The following is a 16,747-nucleotide window of genomic DNA, read 5'->3' as shown; positions in this document are numbered from 1 at the left end:
TCGGCGTCCCGCTGAGGCGCGCCGGTGCACGAGTGTCAGGCGATGAGCGCGATGACACCTGTGATGACGGCGGCGGCGAGCACCGCGACAGCGGTAAGCACGCCTCGGCTGCCGAAGCGGCGGCGGATCTGACGTCCGGTCTGGGTCATGGGAGGGGCCTCTCTCTGCTGCGACCAGCCATACTGTTATTCTGCTAGCAGTGTAGCAGAATGGGAGTTGGTGTGATCACATTCCGACTGGACCGCCGGTCCGGCGTCACCCCGTACCTACAACTGGTTCAGCAGGTGCGGCAGGCGGTGCGGCTGGGCTGGCTGCAAGAAGGCGATCAGCTCCCCACGGCGAGGGAGGTGGTGGCCGCATTGGGCATCAACCAGAACACGGTGCACAAGGCGTATCGAGAGCTGGAACGCGACGGTGTTGTGCTCTCCCGGCCAGGTGTGGGCACCTTCGTCCTCGCGTCGCTGTCCGCGCGGCGTGCGGCGCAGGACCCGGCGATCCGCCACCAGCTAGATTCGTGGGTTACCGCAGCGCGTGACGCGGGCCTGGACGACGACGACATGCGCGCGGTTTTCGAGGCGGCACTGGCCGAGGGCGAACCCGCGGCGCCACGGCAGGCGGAGCAGCGTTCATGAACGCGTTGGAGACCACCGGCCTGGGCAAGCGATACGGCCGGACGTGGGCGCTGCGTGACTGCACGCTGGCGGTGCCATCGGGGACGGTGACCGCGCTGGTAGGACCTAACGGCGCGGGCAAGAGCACGTTGCTGCACCTGGCGGTGGGCCTACTCGCGCCCAGCGCGGGCGAGGTACGCGTCGCCGGCCGCAGGCTCAGTCAGCAGGGCCAGGACCTGGCCCGGGTTGCGTTCGTGGCGCAGGACAAGCCGCTGTTCGCCACCTTCACCGTCGAAGAGATCCTCCACTTCGGACGGGCAACCAATCCCGGCTTCGACACCGCCTCGGCTCGCGCCCGGCTCGACGCCTACCGAATTCCCCTGGACCGGAAGGTCGGCCACCTCTCCGGCGGGCAACGTACCCTGGTCGCGCTGACACTCGCCCTGGGCAAGCGCGCCGAATTGCTCATCCTCGACGAGCCGCTGGCCGACCTCGACCCGCTGGCCCGCAAAGAGGTGATGGGCGCGATGATGGCCGCCGTCGCCGAGACCGGGGCCACCGTCGTGCTGTCGTCACACATCCTGACCGACCTTGCCGACACCTGCGACTACCTGCTGCTGCTCAACAGCGGCCGGCTGCAACTGGCCGGCAGCTTCGACGATCTCACCGAAGGCCACCGAATCGTCACCGGGCCCGCCGAACTCGCCGCGCAACTGCGCGATGCCCCCGTCCCGCCCGTGCACCTGAGCGCCACCGCCCGGCAGACCACCGCACTCGTCCGCCGAGATCCCGTCGACACTCGCGGCAGCGAACAGGCGCCCACCCTGGAAGAACTCGTCCTGGCGTACCTGCGCAACCCGGACGCCTCATGGTTGCCAGCACCCACCCTCGCCAGCACCGAGAAGGAGGCCGCATGATCTGGCTCGCCTGGCGCCAGCAGCGTTTCCCCTTCACCGCCGCCGCTGTCCTGACCGCGATCTACGGCGCCTTGGCCACCGCAGCCCACTTCGACGCCGAGTTCACCACGATCACGCAACTGTTCGCCGGCTACCTGACCATCGGAGTCTGCATGTTCTGGGGCGTACCACTGGTGGCGCGCGACATCGAACACGGCACCCATCGCCTGGCCTGGACCCAGAGCCAACCCCGTACCCGGTGGCTCGCGGCCAGGCTAACGGTCGCCGCAGCCGGAGCGCTGGCCGCAGCGACAGCGGTCACCGCCATCGTCAGCTGGGCACTACCCACGACCGCCGCGGATCCGATGAGCTGGTTCTACTACGAATCCCACGACCTGGTCCCGTTCACCCGGGTCCTGTTCGCCCTCGCCCTGGGCGCGACACTCGGTGCGCTGACCCGCAACACCCACATCGCCATGGCCGTCAGCGTCCCGGTACTGGGCATCGTGCAACTGGGCGGAGCCCGCGCACTGCGCGAGAGCACCACCATGACCTACTGGCAGTTGCAGCTCACCGAGGCGGCCATATACCTGATCGTCGCGGCCGCGCTCACGACCGTCACCTTCCTGGCGGTGCAACGCCGCCCCTAACCGAAGCGCGACTCGTGCCCCTCCGAGTGATCGCGGCCGAAGAGGCCGGCGGGATGTCGGGCGGGGGAAATTCCACCCGCCCGACGGCAACTGTGGTGCCGCTCCGACTCGATCAGTCCCGGGTCACCTCGGCCACGAAGGAGCGCCAGGCGTCGGGCTCGAAGGTCAGCACCGGCCCGGACCGGTCCTTGCTGTCCCGGACCATCACCCGACCCGGCAGGTTGTCGGCCACCTCGACACAGTCACCGCCGTTGGGGCCCGAGCGGGTCGACTTGTGCCAGCGGGCGTCCGTCACGTCCATGTCTCCGCCACTTTCCTGATCATCTCGATGGACTGCTGGAGGGGTAGCGCCACCCCGCGCACGTTTTCCCACGCGTCCCGGATGATCAGGATGTCGCCCGGTCGTTCGGCGACGACTCCCTGGAGTTGGTTGTCCAGGTAGGTCAGTTCCCGACTGTCCGTCAACGTCGCGATCGTGAACGGGCCGGCCAGTCCAAGGTACGCCCCGGCAGTGTTCGCCACGACGTGGATGTATACGTTTGGTCGCTCGGCCATCGCCACCAGGTGGTCGAGCTGTTCCCGCATCACCTGGGGTCCGCCGATGCTTCGGTGGAGCACGGTCGCGTCGAGCACCGCGATGAGCGTCGGCGGCTTTTCCGCGTCGAGCACCTGCTGGCGGTCGATCCGAGCCTGCACCTGCTGGTCGAGCTGCGCGGGCGTCAGGCTTCCGGCGGCGAGCAGTGCTCGCGCGTACGCCTCGGTCTGGAGCAGACCCGGCACAACCAGCGGGTTGTAGGTCCTCAGGACGAGAGCATCCCGCTCTACCTCGATCCATGGCCGGAACCAGACGTGCACACTTTCCAGTACATGGATCTTTGCCAGCATCCGGCTGAAGAGGCCGCCGGTTTCGAATACCCGGTCGACGGCTTCCAGGTATTCCTCGGTCGGCGGGCGTTGCCCGGTCTCGACCGACGAGACGTGACTGCCGGAATACTTGATCGCCTTTCCGAAGTCCTCCTGGCTGAGGCCACGTGACGTCCGTAAGATCCGCAGTTCAGTGATCAGGAACTCAGACATGCTGCCCACGATCGCTCACTCTCGATTGGGGATATCGGCGCAGTTCCGATCTGCCGGCACGCGAGACCGTCCTTGTTGGACTGCCGACCCTATGAGGTGGTGATTGAGCTGTAAACGCCGAATCGCCGGGAGCTGATGCGATGAGAAGCGAGTGAGCAACGGAGGTCCATGATCGAGCAAGGCGACGGTCTTGCGTTCGTCGTCGCGATCCGCTAGCGACGAGAGGATTAAGCCTGAGGGATGAGGCCGACGGACGCGAGTTCACCCCAATGATGGTCAGCGGCCCGGAAAACACCGGCTACGCTGCCTTCATCCGATTCCTACTGGAAGGAGTACCGTGCGCCGCATCGTCAGAAGTGTCGTGACACCGGCGACCCTGGTCCTGGCGCTGGTCGCGACCCCGGTAGTGGCCCGGGCCGCCAGCCCGTTCGACCGCTACCTCGACCAGGAACTCAGTTGGGGCGCCTGCCTGTTCACGCCGCCGGAGCAGGCTCGCCCGTCGGAGTGCGCCCTGGTTACCGTTCCCCGCGACTGGGCGGCGCCCGACGCGGGAGTCGACCTACAGGTTTCGATCAGCCGGGCGAAGGCCACCGGCGAACGCCTCGGCGCCATCCTCACCAACCCGGGCGGCCCGGGAGGCCAGGGCAGCTCCCTGGCCGGCGCCCTGGCCGCGCTCCAACCGACCGTGAACGAGCGGTACGACTTCGTCGGCATGGACCCGCGCGGTACCGGCCATGAGGGCGGGACCGCCCCGGACCAGCTCGGACTGGTCTGCGAGATCCCGACCGGCCGACTCTCGACCCGGACCGACCTGGACGCCCGGGACCGGTCCCCGGAGAGCATCGCCGAGCACCAGAAGGCACCTCGGGCCATCGCCGAAGCCTGCCAGAGTAAGGCGCTGACCCCGTTCATCACCACCTGGCAGACCGCGCACGACATGGAACTCATCCGGCAACTGCTCGGCGACTCCACCCTCAACTACCTCGGCTACTCCTACGGCACCTGGCTCGGTGCGAAGTACGCCTCGCTCTTCCCGGACAGCGCCGGCAAGATGGTGCTCGACTCCAGCGTCAACTGGCAGGGCCGGCTCCAGGCCGCCTTCGAGGCGTTCCCGATGATCGGGCAGCGGCAGCTTGACGACGTCTACCTGCCCTGGACGGCGCGGCAGTTCCCCGAGATCGTCGGTGACACCCCGGTCGAGGCGGCACGGACCTGGGAGGAGGCCCGGGAGTACGCCAAGACCCTCGGCATCGCCGGTGACAACTACGACGCCCTTTTCGTCGGCATGGGCGGCCAGTTGCAATGGCTCCTCGCCACCCTGGTCTTCACGCTGGCGGCGCAGGAGATGAACGGCGAGACCCCCGAGACCGGGCTGCCGGACGCCCTGCACACCGAGCTGGACGCCCTGGCCCGGGCGGAGTACGGCGTGCCGCTCGCGGACCTGACGGTGCGGAGGATCGCGGCCGAGGTCCCCGACGACTACGTGACGTTCCCCGGCACCCGGGTCTCCGTCGCCTGCGGCGACCAGCCGACCAACTCCGCCACCTGGTACCGGAAGCTCAGCGACCGGCAGGGCCCCCGCTACCCGTTGTTCGGTTGGGCGTACGGGCTCTCCGAGCCGTGCGCCTTCTGGTCCGACGCGCCCCGGCAGACCCTGCCGAACCTTCCCGCGTCGGTCGCTTCGAAGGTCCTGGTGGTGCAGGCCGAGTTCGATCCGCAGACCGGTTACGAGCAGGCGCGGGCGGCGGTCCGGGCAGCCCCCGGCGTCAGCATGGTCTCGATCGACGACGCCACCTTCCACGGGCAGTACGCGCTGGACGGCAACCCGTGTGTCGACGGGATGGTCAACGTCTTCCTGCTGCGCAACTCACGCCCGTCCGATGCGACCTGCCCGGGAGTGCCGCTGCCGGGTGAGACCGAGGTGTATCCGGTCGCCGGCCCGGTGAAGCAGGACAACCGGAAGCTGGACTCGCTGGCGCGGCTGTCGGCCGAGAGCCTGCCGGAGCTGCGCGAGCAGGTGCGGGAGCGGATCGCCCTGGTCAACTCGGACCGACCCGTCCGCTGACCTCGCACGGTCGCCCCGTGGTCCGATCCGGTGGCCACGGGGCGACCGGCGCCGCATGCCGCCGTCGGCGACTCGTACCGACGGTCGGTCGGCGTCAGAGTGCCAGCTTCATGCCCTCGTGGCTGGCTGCGAATCCCAGCGAGGCATAGAACCGGTGCGCCTCCGTACGCCGCTTGTCGGTGGTCAACTGGACCAGCCGGCAGTTGCGTTCCCGGGCCTGGTCCACCGCCCAGTTCATCATCCGCCGGCCGATCCCACCGCCGCGCAGATCGGAGCGGACCCGGACCGCCTCGATCTGCATCCGTTCGGCGCCGCGCCGGCTCACTCCGGGGATGAAGGTGAGCTGCATCGTGCCGACCGGCTCGCCGTCGAGTTCGGCGACGATCAGCTCGTTGCGCGGGTCGGCGTCGACCGCCTCGAACCCGGCCCAGTAGGCGGCGTCGACCTCCTCGCCGGTCGGCTCCGCCGGTTCCCGGCTCGCGGTCACCTCGTCGTCGAGCAGCATCGCGACGATCGCCGGTACGTCGTCCCGGCGGGCGGTCCGGAAGATCAGCTCACTCATGCCCTCAGCCTGGCACATCGGCCATTGTCACCCCGGTCGACTCGGCAGCCGGCTTGCCTGGCGGCGCAGCGTGCTGGCACCATCCCAGTCATGATCGAAAGAATCGAGTCCTCCGTCCGCCGGTGAGCGAGACGCCCGAGCCTGGACCGTTCGGACCCCGGGTCACCCTCTTCGACCACGCCCGGCGGCTGCATCGTCAGCACCCGGACTCGCCCCTGCCGCAGGACGGGCGTCCCTATCCGGACGAGGATCTGGAGCGTCAGCGTCCTGAGCCGGATCCGCCGGACGATCGGCGTCATGCGGGCATGGCGGCCGCCGCCGTCCTGGACGCACACTTCGTCAGGGACGGTGCCCCGCCGAGCGAACTCGCCGGAGCGTTCCGCGAGGTCGACGTTCCCATCCACCGCAACGACCACATCGCCGCCGCGGCCCTGCGAGCCGAGCGGGAACGCGTGCGGCGTACCGGCCGTTGGCTGGTACGGCATGCCGCCGATCGACGTGGCGCTCTCGTCGGGCTGGCCCTGCTGGCGAGCGACCAGGCACCTGACGACATCCCGCTGATCCGGACCATCGCACTGCTGTCCGACACGTTTGGCCCGTTGGCTGCCGACGCACTACGGCGACGTACCCGCGACGGTGGCGACGAGGCACTGCTCTGGCTCGCCGACCGGGTGGCCGGGTGGGGCAGGGTCTACGTGGTCGAGGCGCTCTGTCCGCTGGCCCACAGAACCGCGGTACGAGGCTGGCTGCTCCGCCGGACCTGCGATGGCGACGACGTCCTGCAGGGCTACTACGCGGGCGAGGCCGCCGAGGCGGCCCACCTGCACGAGGCGATCGGCGCGGAGGACGCGGACGACGAGTTGATCGACCAGAGCGGCCAGTTGCTGGGGACCATGACCCAGTGCCGGGGCCAGGGACTCACCCTCGACCGGTATCCGTCGGCCAGGCTGGCGCTCGACGGGTACGCCAGGCATCTCGGTCGGCAGCGGCCGATCCTGAGCCGGTACATCGCGGCCGTGACCATCGCCGGGTACCTGACGGACCGGACGACGAACGAGTGGGTGAGCTGCTCCGCGGGGCAACGGGAGGAACTCGCGGGCCGGATCCTCGCGGTCGTCGACCGCGAGGAGTGGTGCGAGGTGGTTCGGGCCAGCCTGGATCCGCAGAACGGCTATCACAGGTGGCTGGCCGAGACGGTCGGGCGCAAGCTGCGGCTGCGCGCATTCGCCGGTTTCGGGACCGCAGGCTGAGGCGGCTGGCGGGACGCCGTACTGCGTGGCGGCGCAGGACGCCGTACTGCGTGGCGGCCTGGGATGCCGCGCGAGACCGCCGAGCCAGGGACGTTCGTCCAGCAGACTGTAGAGCTGCCCCGCCCGTGCACCCATCGGGTAGGCGACTGGGTGCGGAGCCCGAGCCGTGACTCGGCGCGGATGCCGGGCCGCGAGGCGCCCGAGCCCGGGTACCACCCGGGCGGCGGCCCTCGGCGTTCGTCGCCGAACATCGTTCCCGGCCCTTCCGGACGTCTGCCCCGGCTGTGCACCCAGCTCGACAGTCGGCGACGGAGGTTATGCCCGGCCGGCGCCGCCGACCGGGCGCCAGGCGAGCCGGAGTCCGCCGACCGCTCGCCGACCGCTCGCCAAGCGTCGGCAAGCGCCGGCAAGCGCCGGCAAGCGCCCGGTGCGGGCAGCGCCGGACGTCACCCGGTGGCCTTCACCGGGCCGGGCAGGTGGTGCCGGCGCTCGGTGGCTTGAGGTCGATCAGGTAGTCGTCGACCGCGTCGCTGATGCAGCGGGTCTGCGGATAGGCGGTGTGCCCCTCGCCCTGCCAGGTCAGCACCACGCCGACGTCGAGCATCTCGGCCAGCTTCGGCGTCTGCTCGTAGGGCGTGGCCGGGTCGCCGGTGGTGCCGACGACCACGATCGGCGGGGCGCCGGTCGCCGGGCCGGTCGGGTACGGGTCCCGCTGGCCTGGCCAGAACTCGCAGCTCAGCATGCCCACCGCGAGTGGGGCGCCGAACAGCGGATACTTCGTGCGCCACTCCGACTGCAACGAGCGGATCCGGTCGAGGCCGACCTTCTTCTCCTCGTCGGCGCAGTTCACCGAGAGGTTGGCGTCGAAGAGGTTCGTGTAGCTGCCGTCCTCGGCCCGCTCGGCGTACGAGTCGGCCAGTTCGAAGACCTCCTTCGGGTCCCCGTCGGCGAGCGAGTCGATCGCGGCGGCCAGCTTCTGCCAGCCGGCCTCGGTGTAGAGCGAGGAGATCACCGCGTAGAAAATCCAGCCGGCGGTCGCCTCCCGGCCACCCTCGCCGCGTACCGGGGAGACCCGGGCCTTCTCCAACGCGTCCGTCACCGCGCCTCGGGCGTCCGGGGCGATCGGGCAGCGGCCCGGTGCCTCCCGGCACCAGGTGGTGAAGTTGGTGAAGGCGCGCTCGAAGCCCTTGGCCTGGCTCTCCGAGCCGGCCACGATGTCCTGCTCCGGGTCGATCGCGCCGTCGAGCACCAGCGCCCGGACGTTACGCGGAAAGAGCTGGGCGTACGTCGCGCCGAGCAGGGTGCCGTAGGAGTACCCGAGGTAGCTCAGCTTCTCGTCGCCGACGGCGGCCCGGATGGCGTCCATGTCGTGTGCGGCCTGCTCGGTGGAGTAGAGCCGTAGCCGCTCGCCGTACTTGCTGCCGCAGGTGTCACCGATCTTCCGGTTCAGCGCCACCAGCTCGTCGAACTCCGCCTGGCTCTCCGGATCCGGCTCGAAGCCGAAGGTGCTGTCCAGGTCGGCGTCGGAGACGCACTTGACGGGGGAGGAGCGGGAGACGCCCCGGGGGTCGAAGCCGATGATGTCGAACCGCCGGGTCACCTCGTCGGGGAGCCCGCCGAAGCCGGCCCCGAACGACAGGTAGACCGCCGAGTCGACGCCGGAACCGCCCGGCCCGCCCGGGTTGATCAGCAGCGAACCGATCCGGTCCTGCTGCTTGGTGGAACGGATCCGCAGCAGCGAGATCTCCAGCTTGTCGCCGCCCGCGCCGGCACCGCCGGCGGTGCTCCAGTCCGCGGGTACACCGATGGTGGCGCAGTCGTACCGCATGTTGGGCGCGCCCCGGCCGACGAGCTTGCGCGGCACCTCCGGACAGGGTTTCCAGTCCGCGGCGCCGGCACCGTTCGGCGCGGCTGCCGGGCCACCGCGCTCGCCCTCGTCGTCGGGCCGGAAGATCGGGATGGTGCAGCCGGCGACGAGCATCACGACGGCCAGGAGACCGGCCAGGGGCAGCCGGCGAAGATGCGAGCGGGCCAAGAGAAATCCTCCGTGATCGTATCGACCGTCAGGCTACGCGCCGGGGGCGAGCGGGTCGCCGCGGAGCACCTGGTCGACGTCGAACCGGATCGGGCGGTCGAGTTGGTCGTACCCGCAGGAGGCCGGCTCCCGGTCGGGCCGCCAGCGGACGAACTGGGCGGTGTGCCGGAACCTGTCCCCCTCCATCGCGTCGTAGCCGACCTCTGCCACCAGCTCCGGCCGGAGCGGCTCCCACTCCAGGCTCTTGGTGCCGGACCACCGGCTCGGCCCGCCCGGGATGCGCTGCCCGCTGGTGTGGTCGCCGTGCACCCACGGGTGCTCCTTGACGCCCTCGCGGTACGGCGCCAACTCGTCCAGCAGCTCGGCCCGGCGGGCGGCGCTGAACGACGCCGACACGCCGACGTGGTGCAGTGTCCCCGCCTCGTCGTAGAGGCCGAGCAGCAGCGAGCCGACCACCGGGCCGGACTTGTGCCAGCGGAAGCCGGCGACCACCACGTCGGCGGTGCGGGTGTGCTTGACCTTGAACATGAGCCGCTTGCCCGGCTCGTACGGGATGTCGGCCGGCTTGGCGACCAGCCCGTCCAGCCCGGCCCCCTCGAAGATCTCGAACCACCGGGCCGCCGTCTCCGGGTCGGTGGTGGTCTGGGTGACGTGCACCGGGGGTACGACGCCGCGCAGCTCCTCGACGAGCCGGGCCCGGCGCCGCTCGTAGGGCTGGTCGACCAGCAACTCGTCGCCGATGGCGAGCAGGTCGAAGGCGACCAGGTCGGCCGGGGTCGTCTCGGCCAGCATGTTGACCCGGGACGCGGCCGGGTGGATGCGCTGGCTGAGCAGCTCGAAGTCGAGCTTGGGCTCGCCGTCCGGGCCGTCCCGGCGGATGACGATCAGCTCGCCGTCGACCGCGCAGCGGGTCGGCAACTGCGCCCGGGCCTGCGCCACCACCTCGGGGAAGTAGCGGGTCATCGTCTTGCCGCCCCGGCTGGCCAGCTCGACCTCGTCACCGTCCCGGAAGACGATGCAGCGGAAGCCGTCCCACTTCGGCTCGTAGCTCATCCCCGGCCCGGTGGGGATCTTCGGCACGCTCTTCGCCAGCATCGGCTCGACCGGCGGGTTGATCGGCAGCTCCACCCGGCCAAGTCAACCAGATGGGCGCCGGGCCAGGGTGCCCCGTGCCCGTACCGGCGGTCCCAGTGGTCACAATCGGCTCAGCAGTCCCGTGTCGACCACCGCGAGTGAGGTGTTTTCGCAGCTCAGAGCTATCTTCGCCGGATGCGGGGCTGGGTGTGCGTCTGCTGCGGCCGGTGGCAGGTGAGTGTCGAGCGGATCGCCGGGAGATACCTCTACCGGCTGGCGTACCGCTATCGCCCGGACGTCGGCGGGGTGGACGTACTCGGCGAGGTGGGCACGATCGCGGCGCTGGAGCGGCTGCTGTCGGCCCGTACCCCGGTGACCCTGGCCGACCTCCGCGAACGTCCGGCCGGCCGGGCCTCGTGAACCGATCTGCGTCTATATCGGGGTCGTCGCGGTACTAGAGCGCCTTCGCGATCTCGGCCAGTACGTCGGCCGGGACCTCGACCGCGGTTTCGTGCGCCGGAATGTCGAGCTGGGCCAGTGCCTCCGGGTCGGAGACGCGCCAGCCCTGCACGATGAAGGTGTCACGGTCGGTGCGGTACAGCGACGGGCAGTTGTTGACCTGGGACTGCGCGGTCTTACGAATGAAAGTGAGCTTCACGATCGGGCCTCTCGCTCCTTTTATGCCGCTTTGGGCCGGATGCCCCAGCGGTCTGTGTTGCATTATGCGGCTAATCGGGACGTTCGGGCACGGACCGCAGCGACGTACTGGCGTGAATGTAGGTGAATGGCCGATTCATCTCGCGCCCGGATACGGGGCTTTTTCTGGTATCAGCCCCGCGACATCGCAGCTCAAGCGCGGGTTTCGGACGGGGGTCGCCAGTCCGCGTACCGGGCCACCGAGCGCAGCGCGACCCGGGGTGGGGTCAGGCGCATCATCACGTTCCGTAGTCCGACCGCCAGCGGGTTGCGCAACTGCTGGCCGAGCACCCGCTGCGGGCTGGTCGCGTCCAGCAACTGGGGGATCGGCGCGTGCCACGACCCGAAGCGGGCCCGGACCGCCGGTCGCGGCGGCCGGCAGGGTCCGGTCAGCGACGGCGACGGCGCCGACCCGTCGAAGGTGTCCGCCTCCCGGCGAGGATGGCCGCCGCGCAGGTGCCGAGCACGATGCCGGCGAACGGCAGGAATCTGGCCACGGCTCTCACGATCGGCGCTCCCGCCTGCCGGTGCGGGCCGCCAACCGTTCCCGCTGCGGCTCCACGGTGTACTTCGGATCCCGGGCCGAGGCCACCCCGGCCTGGAAGATCCCGAACCGGAGGCAGATCGAGCCGGCCAGTAGCACCGCCGCGCCGGTCGCCGTCACCGCCCGGCCACGCCCGGCGCCGGCCGCCACCGCCAGCGCACCCGCCCCGCAGAGCAGCTTGCCGGCCCGCAGCAACCCGCCGGCCAGGCCCTGCCGCATCGGCTCGGCCACCATGCCGAGCCGGCGCTCCATCCGGTACGCCGCCGCCAGTTCGGTGGCGGCGCCGAGCACCGCGGCACGGCGGGCCGGCCCGCCCTCCGGACCGGGGGCGGCCAGCAGCCCCAGCGCACCGGCCGAGGCCGCCGACGACCCCGCGAAGAGCACCGGGAGTTCCCGGTACCCGTCGTGCCAGACCGGCACGGCGGTGTCCGCGAAGAGCGTCGCGGTGTACGAGGCGACGGCCGGGCCGAGCGCGGCGGCGCCGAGCGTGCCGAGCCGGCCGAGCCGGGGCAATCGACCGGTGACCGCGCTGCCGGCCGCGAGCAGCGCCAACGGGCCGTACCCGGCGAGCAGCCAGGAGCCGATGCTCATCGGCGAGGTCACCTTGACCACCCGCAGCATGTGCAGGAACCGCTCCGGGCGGCCGAGGTCGTGCACCAGGGAGTAGAGCGAGCCGGCCAGCGCGACCGCAGCACCGGCCTTGAGCCCGCGGGCCAGTCCCGGCCGGCCGGTGAGGTCGGCGGTGGCGGCCAGGGTGGACGAGGCACCGGCCAGCCCGCCGAGGAAGAGGTAGCCGCCGATGTCCGACGCCTCCCAGGTCGGCGGCTTCAGCACCGGCCGGCCGTAGTACGACCGGAACTCGGCCCTCGGCACCATCAGCCGCTCGCCGCGCTGCCGCCGCCCCGGGCGGCCGGCGGAGCCGATCAGCGCGTCCCGTTCCACCGGCAGGTCGGGTGCGGCGTCGAGCCGTACGTCGGTGTGGGTCATCGGCGGGCTCCCGGAACTGACACGGCGACCAGGGCGGCCAGCAGCCCGGCGGCGACCAGTGCGGTCCGGCGCCACATCGCCGGCAGGTCCCGGGTGGTGACCACCGGGTCGGGCGGTAGCCCGTACACCTCGGGCTCGTCGAGCAGCAGGAAGAACGCGGCGGCCCCGCCGACCCCGTCGTACGGGTCGGCGCCGTAGAGCTGGGCGCTGTCCACCCCGGCGTCGTGCAGGTCCGACACCCGGGCGGCGGCCCGGGCCCGTAGCTCGGAGAGCTCGCCGAACTGGATCGAGTCGGTCGGGCAGCTCTTGGCGCAGGCCGGTTCCTGGCCGACCGAGAGCCGGTCGTAGCAGAGGGTGCACTTCCAGACCCGCCCGTCTCCCTCGCGTACGTCGAGCACGCCGAACGGGCAGGCCGGTACGCAGTAGCCGCAGCCGTTGCAGATGTCCTGCTGCACCACCACGGTGCCGAACTCGGTGCGGAACAGCGAGCCGGTCGGGCAGACGTCCAGGCAGGCGGCGTGCGTGCAGTGCTTGCACACGTCGGAGGACATCAGCCAGCGGAAGTCCATCCCGGGTACGGCGTCGACGTGCCCGTCCGGCGGTGCCGAGCCGGGCATCCCGAGCGAGACCGCGGTCCGACCGCCGGCCGCGCGGCGCAGTTCGGCGGGAACTCCGGTCGGGGCCAGGTGAGTCTCCTGCCGGCCGAGCCGGCGCGGCTGCTCGACGAAGGCGACGTGCCGCCAGCTGTTCGCGTCGAGCTGGCCGGTGTTGTCGTACGACATGCCGGTGAAGGCCAGCCCGTCCTCGGGAATGGCGTTCCACTCCTTGCAGGCCACCTCACACGCCTTGCAGCCGATGCAGACGCTGGTGTCGGTGAAGAAGCCGACCCGGTCCGGCGGTTCGGCGTAGCCGCCGGCGGTGGCCGGATCGCGCCGGTCCCCGGTCGCCTCGCGCAGGTCGGGAGCCATTCGCTCACACTTCCGTTCCGGTCGCGACGGTGATCCCGGCCCGCCGCTGGTAGTCCCGGACCAACGCCACCCGCTCCGGCCCGCGCGGCCGCCGCCCGGGGCGGATGTCGGCGGAGAACGCCTTGCTCTCCTGGATGTGCGAGTTCGGGTCGAGCGAGATCGAGGTGAGTTCGTTGGCCGCGTCGCCCCGGCTGTAGCCGTTCGGTCCCCAGTGGAACGGCAGGCCGATCTGGTGCACCACCCGCCCGTCGACGCGTAGCGGAGCGACCCGCTCGGTCACCAGCACCCGGGCCTCGATGGCGTTGCGGGCGGTGACGATGGTGGCCCAACCGCAGTGCACCAGCCCGCGTTCGGCGGCCAGTTCGGGGGATACCTCGCAGAAGAACTCCGGCTGCAACTCCGCCAGGTACGGGGTGTGCCGGCTCATCCCGCCCGCGGTGAAGTGCTCGGTGAGCCGGTAGGTGGTGACCACGTACGGGAAGGTCTGCGCGCCGCGCTGCGACCCGTTCGGGTGGTACCTGTTCTGCTCGTGCGGCCGGAGCAGCCGGGCCGGGTTGCGCTGCTGGCCGTAGAGCGGATTGTCCACAGGGGAGTCCTGCGGCTCGTAGTGGGTCGGCAGCGGGCCGTCGGAGACCCCGGTCGGCGCGAAGAGCCAGCCGAGCCCGTCGGCCTGCATGATGAAGGCGTCCGTGCCGCGCAGCGCGGCGACGCCCCGGGCGCCCTCCGGCGGTACGTAGTCCGGCGGCTTGGTCGGCTCGAAGTCCGGTACGTCGTAGCCGGTCCACCGGCCGGCGTCGGCGTCCCACCAGACGTACTTCTTGCGCTCGCTCCACGGCCGCCCGTCCGGCCGGGCCGAGGCCCGGTTGTAGAGCAGCCGACGGTTCGCCGGCCAGGCCCAGGCCCACTCCGGGGATACCCAGTGCTGCTCCTCGGCCGGCTTGCGCCGGGCGGCCTGGTTGAGCCCGTCGGAGTACACCCCGCAGTAGATCCAGCAGCCGCAGACCGTCGACCCGTCGTCGGCGAGTTCGGTGTACGTCGACAGTGGCCGTCCGTCGGCGTCCCAGCCGTTGATCTCGGCGAGCACCGCCTCGGCGTCCGGTTCCGCGGTCCGGCCGAGTGTCGGGTAGTCCCAGGTCAGGTCGAGGATCGGTCGGTCTTTCGGATCGGTCGAGCCGGCCAGCTTCTGCCGGATGATCCGGCCCAGGTGGTACATGAACCACAGGTCGCTGCGCCGGTCGCCGGCCGGCTCGACCGCCTGGTGGTGCCACTGGAGCAGCCGGTTGGTGTTGGTGAAGCTGCCGTCCTTCTCGGTGTGCGCCGCCGCCGGCAGCACGAAGACCTCGGTGCCGATCTGTTCGGTGACGAGCTCGCCGGAGGCGATCTCCGGCCCGTCCTTCCACCAGGTGGCGCTCTCGATCATGGTGAGGTCCCGGACGACCAGCCAGTCCAGCTTGGCCATGCCGAGCCGCTGCATCCGGGAGTTGGCCGAGCCGACCGCCGGGTTCTCGCCGAGCAGGAAGTAGCCCTTGCAGGCGCCGCCGAGCTGCTCCAGCACGGTGTCGTAGTGCGAGTGGCTGCCGGTCAGCCGGGGCAGGTAGTCGAAGCAGAAGTCGTTCTCCGGCCGGGCCGCCGCTCCCCACCACGCCTTGAGCAGGCTGACCGTGTAGGCCCGCATGTTCGCCCAGAACCCCTTGCGGGCGGCGTCGGCGATGATGAAGTCGGCCAGGGTCTGGGTCTTGTGCGCGTGCGGCATCGGGATGTAGCCGGGCAGCAGGTTGAACAGCGTCGGCACGTCGGTCGAGCCCTGGATGCTGGCGTGCCCGCGCAGCGCCTGGATACCGCCGCCGGGCCGGCCGATGTTGCCGAGCAGCAGTTGCAGGATGCTGGCCGAGCGGATGAACTGGGAGCCGTCGCTGTGCTGGGTCCAGCCGACCGCGTAGACGAACTCGCTGGTCCGCTCGGGGCCGGAGTTGTCGACCAGGTGCCGGCACACCTGCGTGAAGACCTCCGGCGGGATGCCGCAGATCCGTTCCACCATCTCCGGGGTGTAGCGGGCGAAGTGCCGCTTGAGGATCTGGTAGACGCAGTGCGGGTCGGACAGGGTCGGGTCCTGGCGGGGCTGGCCGTCCAGGGCGGCGCTGCCGGAGCCGAACTTCTCGCCCCGGCCGGCGCCGTGCCCGTCGTGCTCCGCCGACCGCCTCGGGTCGTCCTGGAGGCTGCGCCCGGCCGCCACCCGCGCCTCGAACTGGCTGTCCCGCTCGCCGGTCGCCGAGACCAGTTGCACGCCCTCGTACTGCCAGCTCTCCTCCCGGTAGGTGTGGCTGTCCGGGTCGAAGCCGGAGAAGAGCCCGTCCAGGTCCTCGGTGTCCCGGAACCGCTCGTCGACGATGGTCGAGGCGTTCGTGTACGCCAGCACGTACTCCCGGAAGTCCTTCCCCTCGGTCAGGACGTGGTTGATGATCCCGCCGAGGAACGCCACGTCGGTGCCGGCCCGGATCGGCACGTACAGGTCGGCCAGCGCGCTGGTCCGGGTGAACCGGGGGTCGACGTGGATCACCGTGGCGCCCCGGGCCTTCGCCGCCAGCACCCACTGGAAGCCCACCGGGTGCGCCTCGGCGAAGTTGGAGCCCTCGATCACGATGCAGTCGGCGTGCTGGAGATCCTGCATGAAGGTGGTCGCACCGCCGCGCCCGAACGACGTACCGAGGCCGATCACCGTGGAGCTGTGGCAGACCCGGGCCTGGTTCTCCACCTGGATCACCCCGAGCGCGGTGAGTAGCTTTTTGATCAGGTAGTTCTCCTCGTTGTCCAGGGTGGCGCCGCCGAGGCTGGCGATGCCCATCGTCCGGGCCACCCTGACGCCCTCGTGCTCCTCCTGCCAGGTCTCCCGCCGGGTCCGGATCACCCGCTCGGCGATCATCTCCATCGCGGTGTCGAGGTCGAGGTCCTGCCACTCGGTGGCGTACGGCGGCCGGTAGCGCACCTTGTCCAGCCGGCCCGAGTCGGTGGTCAGTTGCAGCGAGGCGGCGCCCTTCGGGCAGAGCCGCCCCCGGCTCACCGGCGAGTCGGGGTCCCCCTCGATCTGTACCACCCGGTCGTCGGAGACGTAGACGTTCTGCGCACAGCCGACCGCGCAGTACGGGCAGACCGACTTGACCACCCGGTCGGCGTCGGCGGTACGGGCGCGCAGGTCGGCGCTGTGCCGCGACTTCACCGACGCCGCCCGGCCGGCCCGGTCCGGACCGGTGAGCTGGCGCCAGACCGGCCACGAGCCGATCGGTAGACCGCGCACCTGCGCCTCCTGTCGTCGAGGGCCGCCACCACCGGCACTT

General features: G+C 70.9%; 16 protein-coding genes. 6 read left to right on the top strand and 10 right to left on the bottom strand.

All coding sequences use genetic code 11. The features are described 5' to 3' along the window. Positions 1-221 precede the first annotated feature (221 nt). From ACQEVC_RS43675 to ACQEVC_RS43665, 3 genes are read left to right on the top strand one after another with little or no spacing between them, the layout of a single operon-like run. Positions 222-632: a GntR family transcriptional regulator gene (locus tag ACQEVC_RS43675; RefSeq protein ID WP_432890213.1), complete on the top strand. Its 411-nt coding sequence runs from the start codon at positions 222-224 to the stop codon at positions 630-632. After that, the gene (locus ACQEVC_RS43670; protein ID WP_432890211.1) at positions 629-1,528 is read left to right on the top strand and encodes an ABC transporter ATP-binding protein; all 900 of its coding nucleotides are present in this window, start codon (positions 629-631) and stop codon (positions 1,526-1,528) included. The genes ACQEVC_RS43675 and ACQEVC_RS43670 overlap by 4 nt, the downstream gene beginning before the upstream one ends. Next, positions 1,525-2,157, top strand: coding sequence for a hypothetical protein (locus ACQEVC_RS43665; protein WP_432890209.1), 633 nt, complete (start codon positions 1,525-1,527; stop codon positions 2,155-2,157). Before ACQEVC_RS43670 ends, ACQEVC_RS43665 begins: the two co-directional genes overlap by 4 nt. Before the next feature lie 112 nt (positions 2,158-2,269). Here ACQEVC_RS43665 and ACQEVC_RS43660 read toward each other — a convergent pair whose 3' ends face one another. Further along, positions 2,270-2,458 carry a DUF397 domain-containing protein gene (locus ACQEVC_RS43660; RefSeq protein ID WP_432890206.1) on the bottom strand — a complete coding sequence of 63 codons (189 nt, stop codon included), beginning with the start codon at positions 2,456-2,458 and terminating at the stop codon, positions 2,270-2,272. After that, complete coding sequence (locus tag ACQEVC_RS43655) at positions 2,449-3,234, bottom strand: helix-turn-helix domain-containing protein (RefSeq protein WP_432890203.1); 786 nt, start codon at positions 3,232-3,234, stop codon at positions 2,449-2,451. The genes ACQEVC_RS43660 and ACQEVC_RS43655 overlap by 10 nt, the downstream gene beginning before the upstream one ends. Before the next feature lie 361 nt (positions 3,235-3,595). Here ACQEVC_RS43655 and ACQEVC_RS43650 point away from each other — a divergent pair, with 361 nt between their 5' ends. Further along, complete coding sequence (locus tag ACQEVC_RS43650; RefSeq protein ID WP_432890200.1) at positions 3,596-5,299, top strand: alpha/beta hydrolase; 1,704 nt, start codon at positions 3,596-3,598, stop codon at positions 5,297-5,299. Between the two features lie 94 nt (positions 5,300-5,393). Here the strand turns inward: ACQEVC_RS43650 and ACQEVC_RS43645 are convergent, their stop codons facing one another. Continuing rightward, positions 5,394-5,861, bottom strand: a complete 468-nt coding sequence (locus ACQEVC_RS43645; RefSeq protein ID WP_432890196.1) for an N-acetyltransferase family protein — start codon at positions 5,859-5,861, stop codon at positions 5,394-5,396. 122 nt (positions 5,862-5,983) lie between these two features. Between ACQEVC_RS43645 and ACQEVC_RS43640 the strand changes: the two genes are divergently transcribed. Beyond that, positions 5,984-7,111, top strand: coding sequence for a hypothetical protein (locus ACQEVC_RS43640; RefSeq protein WP_432890193.1), 1,128 nt, complete (start codon positions 5,984-5,986; stop codon positions 7,109-7,111). A gap of 460 nt (positions 7,112-7,571) precedes the next feature. Here ACQEVC_RS43640 and ACQEVC_RS43635 read toward each other — a convergent pair whose 3' ends face one another. Together ACQEVC_RS43635 and ACQEVC_RS43630 are read right to left on the bottom strand one after the other, a co-directional pair. Beyond that, positions 7,572-9,146 (bottom strand): alpha/beta hydrolase, encoded by a 1,575-nt coding sequence (locus ACQEVC_RS43635; protein WP_432890190.1) that lies wholly within the window; start codon positions 9,144-9,146, stop codon positions 7,572-7,574. Positions 9,147-9,179: 33 nt separating this feature from the next. Further along, on the bottom strand, positions 9,180-10,274 hold the full coding sequence (locus ACQEVC_RS43630) for an ATP-dependent DNA ligase (protein ID WP_432890187.1): 1,095 nt from the start codon (positions 10,272-10,274) through the stop codon (positions 9,180-9,182). A 141-nt stretch (positions 10,275-10,415) separates the two neighbouring features. On the opposite strand from ACQEVC_RS43630, the gene ACQEVC_RS43625 reads away from it, so the two are divergent. After that, positions 10,416-10,640: a hypothetical protein gene (locus ACQEVC_RS43625; RefSeq protein ID WP_432890185.1), complete on the top strand. Its 225-nt coding sequence runs from the start codon at positions 10,416-10,418 to the stop codon at positions 10,638-10,640. A gap of 34 nt (positions 10,641-10,674) precedes the next feature. Here the strand turns inward: ACQEVC_RS43625 and ACQEVC_RS43620 are convergent, their stop codons facing one another. From ACQEVC_RS43620 to fdh, 5 genes are all read right to left on the bottom strand, one after another. Next, a complete protein-coding gene (locus tag ACQEVC_RS43620; RefSeq protein ID WP_101370542.1) occupies positions 10,675-10,878 on the bottom strand; it encodes a hypothetical protein in 204 nt (67 codons plus the stop codon). Between the two features lie 191 nt (positions 10,879-11,069). Further along, the gene (locus ACQEVC_RS43615; protein ID WP_432890182.1) at positions 11,070-11,234 is read right to left on the bottom strand and encodes a hypothetical protein; all 165 of its coding nucleotides are present in this window, start codon (positions 11,232-11,234) and stop codon (positions 11,070-11,072) included. A 184-nt stretch (positions 11,235-11,418) separates the two neighbouring features. Next, the gene (gene nrfD / locus ACQEVC_RS43610; protein WP_432890179.1) at positions 11,419-12,447 is read right to left on the bottom strand and encodes an NrfD/PsrC family molybdoenzyme membrane anchor subunit; all 1,029 of its coding nucleotides are present in this window, start codon (positions 12,445-12,447) and stop codon (positions 11,419-11,421) included. Further along, entirely contained in the window at positions 12,444-13,415 is a 972-nt protein-coding gene (locus tag ACQEVC_RS43605; protein ID WP_432890176.1) for a 4Fe-4S dicluster domain-containing protein, read from the bottom strand. The genes nrfD and ACQEVC_RS43605 overlap by 4 nt, the downstream gene beginning before the upstream one ends. A gap of 4 nt (positions 13,416-13,419) precedes the next feature. Next, positions 13,420-16,707 carry a formate dehydrogenase gene (fdh, locus tag ACQEVC_RS43600; RefSeq protein WP_432890173.1) on the bottom strand — a complete coding sequence of 1,096 codons (3,288 nt, stop codon included), beginning with the start codon at positions 16,705-16,707 and terminating at the stop codon, positions 13,420-13,422. Positions 16,708-16,747 lie beyond the last annotated feature (40 nt).

This window comes from Plantactinospora sp. CA-294935 (assembly GCF_050936445.1).
GTDB lineage: Bacteria > Actinomycetota > Actinomycetes > Mycobacteriales > Micromonosporaceae > Plantactinospora.
The sequence above is the reverse complement of the archived record's forward strand: the minus strand, read 5'-3'. Positions and strand labels throughout refer to the sequence as shown.